We start from the raw sequence: 6,610 nt of genomic DNA, 5'->3' as shown, positions 1-6,610 counted from the left end.
TACGCCGCAGCCAACGCCACCCTCGACGCCCTCGCCGCCCGACGCCAGGCCGCCGGACTCCCCGCCACCTCCCTCGCCTGGGGCCTCTGGGCCGAGGAGCGGAGCATGGCCGGCCTGCTCGACGAGAGCAGCGTGGCCCGCTGGGCACGCATGGGCGTCGGGGCCATCCCCAACGACCTCGGCCTGGAACTCTTCGACCGCGCCGGGCAGATGGACGGCGCCCTGGCGGTTCCCGTACTCCTCGACCAGGCCGCGTTGCGCGCCCAGTCCCGGGCCGGCCTGCTGCCGGCCCTGATGCGGGGCCTCGTACGGGCCCCGGCCCGCCGCGAGCAGACGACGGGCGGCGGAACCCTCGCCCAGCGGGTGGCGGCGGCGCCCGAGGCGGACCGGCCGGGGATCGTCCTGGAGCTGGTGCAGGCACAGGTCGCGGCCGTACTCGGGCACTCCTCACCCCAGGCGATCGATCCCGGACGCGCCTTCAAGGAGCTCGGGTTCGACTCCCTCGCCGGTGTCGAACTGCGCAACCGCCTCACCCAGGCCGACGGCGTACGGCTCCCCTCCACCCTGGTCTTCGACCACCCGACCTCCGGAGCCGTGGCGGCGTTCATCCTCGCCGGCCTCGGGGAACCCGCGGCGCAGCGGAGCCTCTCCCCCTTCGAGGAGGAGCTGCAGAAGGTCGAAGCCCTGCTCAACCAACTGGCCGGGGACAGCGCCCAACTGGCCGAACTGGAGCCACGGCTCCGCGCCTTCAACAACCGGCTGTGGTCCGTCCTCGGAGGATCCACGAGCCACCGCGACGAAGCGGAGCAGGACCTCGTCGACGACCTCGACGACGTGTCCGACGAAGAAATGTTCGACCTGATCGACAAGGAGCTCGGATCGTGACCCAGGGTACGGCTGACCAGCAGAGCAGCCGCTCGATGAGCGACGAGCAGAAGCTCCGCATGTACCTCAAGAAGGTCACCGGAGAGCTGCGCACCGCCAACCGCCGTGTCCGCGAGCTGGAGCAGCGCGACATCGAGCCGCTGGCCATCGTGGGCATGAGCTGCCGCTACCCGGGCGGGGTCACCACGCCCGAGGAGCTGTGGCAGCTCGTCGCCGAGGGCCGCGACGCGGTCTCGGCGCTGCCCGGAGACCGCGGCTGGGAACAGGGCATCTACGACCCCGACCCCGAGCGGACCGGCAAGATCTCCGCGAGCGGTGGCGGGTTCGTCGCCTCGGCGGGCGACTTCGACGCGGGCTTCTTCGGGATCAGCCCGCGCGAAGCCCTCGCCATCGACCCGCAGCAGCGCCTCACCCTCGAGGCCGCCTGGGAGGCCCTGGAGGACGCGGGCATCGACCCCACCTCCCTGCGCGGCTCGAACACCGGTGTCTTCTGCGGGGCCCTGACCTCCGACTACGGCGGCCAGATGCCGCCCGAGCTGGAGGGCTTCCGCCTGACGGGCACCACCACGAGCGTGCTGTCGGGCCGGGTGTCGTACACCCTGGGCCTGGAGGGCCCGGCCGTGTCCATCGACACCGCCTGCTCCTCCTCCCTGGTCGCCATGCACCTGGCGGCCCAGTCCCTGCGCTCGGGCGAATGCTCTCTCGCCCTCACCGGCGGAGTCACGATCATGGCGGGCCCCTTCCTGCTCACCGAGTTCAGCCGCCAGCGCGGCCTCGCTGCCGACGGCCGCTGCAAGTCGTACGCCGAGGGCGCGGACGGCACCGGCTTCTCCGACGGCCTCGGCCTGCTCGTCCTGGAACGCCTCTCGGACGCCCAGCGCAACGGCCGCCGCATCCTCGGCGTCATCCGCGGCAGCGCCATCAACCAGGACGGCGCCTCCAACGGGCTCACGGCCCCCAACGGCCCCGCCCAGGAACGCGTCATCCGCCAGGCCCTCACCAACGCCGGGCTCACCCCGCGCGACGTCGACGCGGTCGAAGGCCACGGCACCGGCACCCGCCTGGGCGACCCCATCGAGGCCAAGGCCCTGCTGGCCACCTACGGCCAGAACCGCGAGAACGGCCCGCTCCGCCTCGGCTCCATCAAGTCCAACATCGGCCACACCTCCGCCGCCGCAGGCGTCGCGGGCATCATCAAGATGCTCAAGGCGATGCAGTACGAGACCCTGCCCGCCTCCCTGCACCTGGACGAGCCCTCCCCGCACGTGGACTGGACCGCCGGTGAGGTGCGCCTGCTGGCCGAGGCCGAGCCGTGGCCCGCCGCCGAGGGCCGCCCGCGCCGCGCGGGAGTCTCCTCCTTCGGCATCAGCGGCACCAACGCCCACCTGATCATCGAGGAGCCCCCGACCGCGACTGCGGCTACGGCTGCGGAGCCGGAGCCGGAGACGGAGACGAAGGCGGCAGACGGGCCGGGAACTCCCGTGCGGACCCTGCCCGCCGTTCCCGTGGTGGTGTCGGCCAAGTCTGTACAGGCCCTCCGCGCCCAGGCCGAGCGCCTGGCCGCCCACGTGGCGGAGCGGCCGGAGTCCGGGCTGCTGGACGTCGCATACTCCGCGGCCACCACCCGAGCCCAGCTGGAACACCGCGGGGTCGTCGTCGCCAGGGACCGGGACGAACTGATCGCCGGGCTCGCGGCTCTGGCCGCCGGGGAGCCGGGGGCTGGGGTCTCTCAGGGCCGCCCGGTCAGCGGTAAGACCGCCTTCCTGTTCACGGGACAGGGCGCGCAGCGGGCGGGCATGGGCCTGGAACTCGCCTCCGCTTACCCCGTCTTCGCTGCCGCGTTGGATGAGGTGTGTGCGGAGCTGGATCCGCTGCTGGGACGTTCGATGCGCGAACTCCTCGCCGCCGAGGACGCGACGCTCAACGCCACCGAGTACACCCAGACCTCGCTGTTCGCCATCGAGGTCGCACTGTTCCGACTCGTCGAGTCCCTCGGCATTCGCGCCGACTACCTCATCGGGCACTCGGTCGGTGAGATCGCCGCCGCACACGTCGCCGGGGTTCTCTCCCTCGCCGATGCCTGTGCCCTGGTCGCCGCGCGCGGCCGTCTCATGGGCGCGCTACCTGCCGGCGGCGGCATGGCCGCCATCCAGGCCGAAGAACCCGAAGTCGCCGAAGCACTGGCCGGGTTCGAAGGCCGCCTCGAGATCGCAGCCGTCAACGGACCCCGCTCGATCGTCGTCTCCGGTGACCTGGACGCTCTCGACGCATGGCTCCCCCGCTGGGAAGAACTGGGCCGCAAGACCACCCGCCTGCGCGTCAGCCACGCCTTCCACTCCCCACGCATGGAACCCATGCTCACCGAGTTCCGCACGGTCGCCGAGGGACTGACGTTCAACCCGCCGCGCATCGCCGTCCTCTCCAACGTCACCGGTGACGTGGTCACGGATGAACTGACCGACCCCGGCTACTGGGTCCAGCACGTCCGAGGAGCCGTCCGCTACCACGACGGCATCCGCACACTCCACCGCGAAGGCGTCACCCGCTACCTCGAACTCGGCCCCGACGCCATCCTCACCGCACTCACCCGCCAATGCCTCGAGGACGAAGACAGTCTCGTCCTCACCCCGGCCCTACGCGCACGCCAGTCCGAGACCCACACCTTCGCCACCTTCCTCGGACACGCCCACACCGCCGGCATCCCCGTCGACTGGAACACGTACTACGCCAACACCGGCGCCACACGCACCAACCTCCCCACCTACGCCTTCCAACACGACCGGTACTGGGTGGCCTCCGGTGGCGGTTCCGGTGATCTGAGTGCCGCTGGTCTGGGCCGTTTCGGGCACCCCGTACTGGCTACTGCCATGCAGGTGGGTACCGCGGACAGCTGGCTGTTCTCCGGGCGGATCTCCCGTGAGTCCCAGCCGTGGATCGAGGACCACGTCGTCCTCGGCGCGCTCATCGTGCCCGGTGCCGCTCTCGTGGAGCTGGCGCTCTCCGCCGGCCGCCACACCGGCACCCCCGTCCTCGAGGAACTCGTACTCGAAGCACCCCTCGTCCTGGACACCGACAGCACCACCCGTCAACTCCAGGTCACTGTCGGAGAACCCGAGGAAGACGGCCACCGCCAGGTCGCCCTCTACTCCCGCTCCGACTCCGGCTCCCGCTCCGACTCCGGCTCCGGCTCCGGCTCCGAGGCCGTGTGTCACGCACGCGGCCGACTCACGGCCGAAGCCGCCACACCCGTACGGGAACTGCCCGCCGCCTGGCCGCCCGCCGGAGCCGTACCGGTTTCCGTGGACACCCTTTACGCGGAGCTCGCCGACGCCGGGTACGAATACGGCCCCCTCTTCCAGGGCGTACAGACGGCCTGGCGCACCGACGACGCCGTCCACGCAGAGATCGCCCTCCCCGAGGGAACCCCCGTCGAGGGCTTCGCCATCCACCCCGCACTCCTCGACGCTGCCCTCCACGGCGGCCTCGAATGGCTGGACGGCGGTTCGGGCGACTCCGCGGCCGCTCTGCCCTTCGCCTGGTCGGGTGTCAGCCTGACGCAGACAGCAGGGACCCGGATCCGGGTGCGGATCGCTCCCGTGGGCGAGAACGCCCTGCGCATCGACCTCGCCGACACCGACGGCACGCCCGTCGCGAGCGTGGACACCCTCACGTTCCGCGCCGTCGACTCGGCGCGACTGGAGCAGTCCGGCCCGGCAGCCAGCGACCCCCTGTACCAGGTGAACTGGGTTCCGGCTCCGGCCGCCGGTGCCGCCGGCCCGCTGCGCACGGTGGTTCTGGGCGAGGAGTACGCGGACCTGACCGAGCTGGCCGCGGCCGTCGCCGCCGGTGCCGAGGTGCCCGAGGCCGTCGTCGTCCCGGCCGAGGCCACGTCCTCGGTCCGTGAGACGACCCTGTGGGCTCTCGCCGTGCTCCAGCAGTGGCTGGCGACCGACGCCTTCGGCGACACCCGCCTGATCGTCGCCACCCGCAACGGCATCGCCACCGCCGAAGGCGAAGCCCCCGCACTGGCACAGGCCCCCATCTGGGGACTCGTCCGCAGCGCCCAGTCCGAACACCCCGACCGCATCCTCCTCATCGACCTCGAAGACGACACCGACACCACCACCCTCGACTGGCCCGCACTCGCAAGCCTCGACGAACCCCAGCTCGCCCTGCGAGCCGGAGGAACCCTCGCCCCGCGCCTCGCCGCGGCCGAGACCATGGTGGCGACCGAGCCGCGTGCTCTCGACGTGAACGGGACCGTGCTCATCACCGGTGGTACGGGTGGTCTGGGCGCCCTGTTCGCGAAGCACTACGCAGAGGCCTACGGAGCCAAGCACCTCCTGCTCGTCAGCCGCCGCGGCACCGCCGCCGAGGGCGTCACCGAGCTGGTCGCGGAACTGACCGAGCTCGGAGCCCAGGTCGACGTCGCCGCCTGCGACGTCACCGACCGCGACGCACTGGCCCAGCTCATCACCTCGCTCGAGCGCCCGCTCACCGCCGTCGTCCACGCCGCCGGAATCCTCGACGACGCCACCATCGAAACCCTCACCCCGGCCCACGTGGAACGCGTCCTCGCCCCCAAGGTCGACGCCGCACTCCACCTCGACGAACTCACCGCCGACCTCGACCTGGCCTCCTTCGTCCTCTTCTCCTCCGTCGCCGCCCTCATCGGCACTCCCGGCCAGGGCAACTACGCCGCAGCCAACGCCACCCTCGACGCCCTCGCCGCCCGACGCCAGGCCGCCGGACTCCCCGCCACCTCCCTCGCCTGGGGCCTCTGGGCCGAAGCCGGCGGCATGGGCGGAACCCTCGGTGAGGCGGAGCTCGCGCTCCTCGCCCGCATGGGCATCAGCGCCCTGCCCGCCGAGCTCGGGCTCCGGCTCTTCGACCGGGCGCAGCAGACGGGTGCCGCCCTGCTGGCACCCGTACTGTTCGACCAGTCGGCGCTGCGCGCCCAGGCCCGCTCCGGCCTGCTGCCCGCACTCCTGCGCGGACTCGTACGGATGCCCGCACGCCGTACCCAGCCCGCCGGCGGTTCCCTCGCCCAGCGGGTGGCGGCGGCCGCCGAGGCCGACCGCCCGCGGATCGTCCTGGATCTCGTACAGGCGCAGGTCGCGGCCGTACTCGGGCACGCCTCACCGCAGGGCATCGATCCGGAACGGGCCTTCAGGGAGCTCGGGTTCGACTCGCTCGGCGCCGTCGAGCTCCGCAACCGCCTCACCCAGACCAGTGGCGTACGACTTCCCTCCACGCTCATCTTCGACCACCCCACCCCGGCCGCCGTGGCCCTGCTCCTGCTCACGCAGGTCGCCGGAACGGAGTCGGCCGGCAAGCCCGTCGTACAGGCGGCGCAGACCGGGACCGAGGACGAGGAGCCGTACGCCATCGTCGGCATGGGCTGCCGTTACCCGGGCGGAGTGAACTCTCCCGAGGAACTCTGGCAGTTCGTGTCCGAGGGGCGGGTCGGGATCTCCGAGTTCCCGCAGGACCGCGGCTGGAACCTCGACGGTCTCTTCCACGAGGACCCCGACCACGCGGGCACCTCGTACACCCGCAAAGGCGGATTCGTGCACAGCGCCGGGGAGTTCGACGCCGCGTTCTTCGGCATCGGGCCCCGCGAGGCGATCGCCGTCGACCCGCAGCAGCGGCTGCTGCTGGAGACGGCGTGGGAGGCGTTCGAGGACGCCGGCATCGACATCACGCGGCTGCGCGGCAGTGACAC

At 72.1% G+C, this 6,610-nt stretch carries 2 protein-coding genes; both read left to right on the top strand.

Translation table 11 applies throughout. The features are described from left to right. Positions 1–885 (top strand): phosphopantetheine-binding protein (locus ACFVV1_RS40530; protein WP_390000598.1); only part of this gene is annotated, 885 nt, incomplete at its 5' end. Continuing rightward, a partial coding sequence (locus ACFVV1_RS40525) for a type I polyketide synthase (protein ID WP_390000596.1) occupies positions 882–6,610 on the top strand: 5,729 nt, incomplete at its 3' end. The genes ACFVV1_RS40530 and ACFVV1_RS40525, both read left to right, overlap by 4 nt.

It is taken from the genome of Streptomyces sp. NPDC058092 (genome assembly GCF_042884935.1).
Taxonomy (GTDB): domain Bacteria; phylum Actinomycetota; class Actinomycetes; order Streptomycetales; family Streptomycetaceae; genus Streptomyces.
This window is presented reverse-complemented; position numbering and strand designations above follow the sequence as displayed.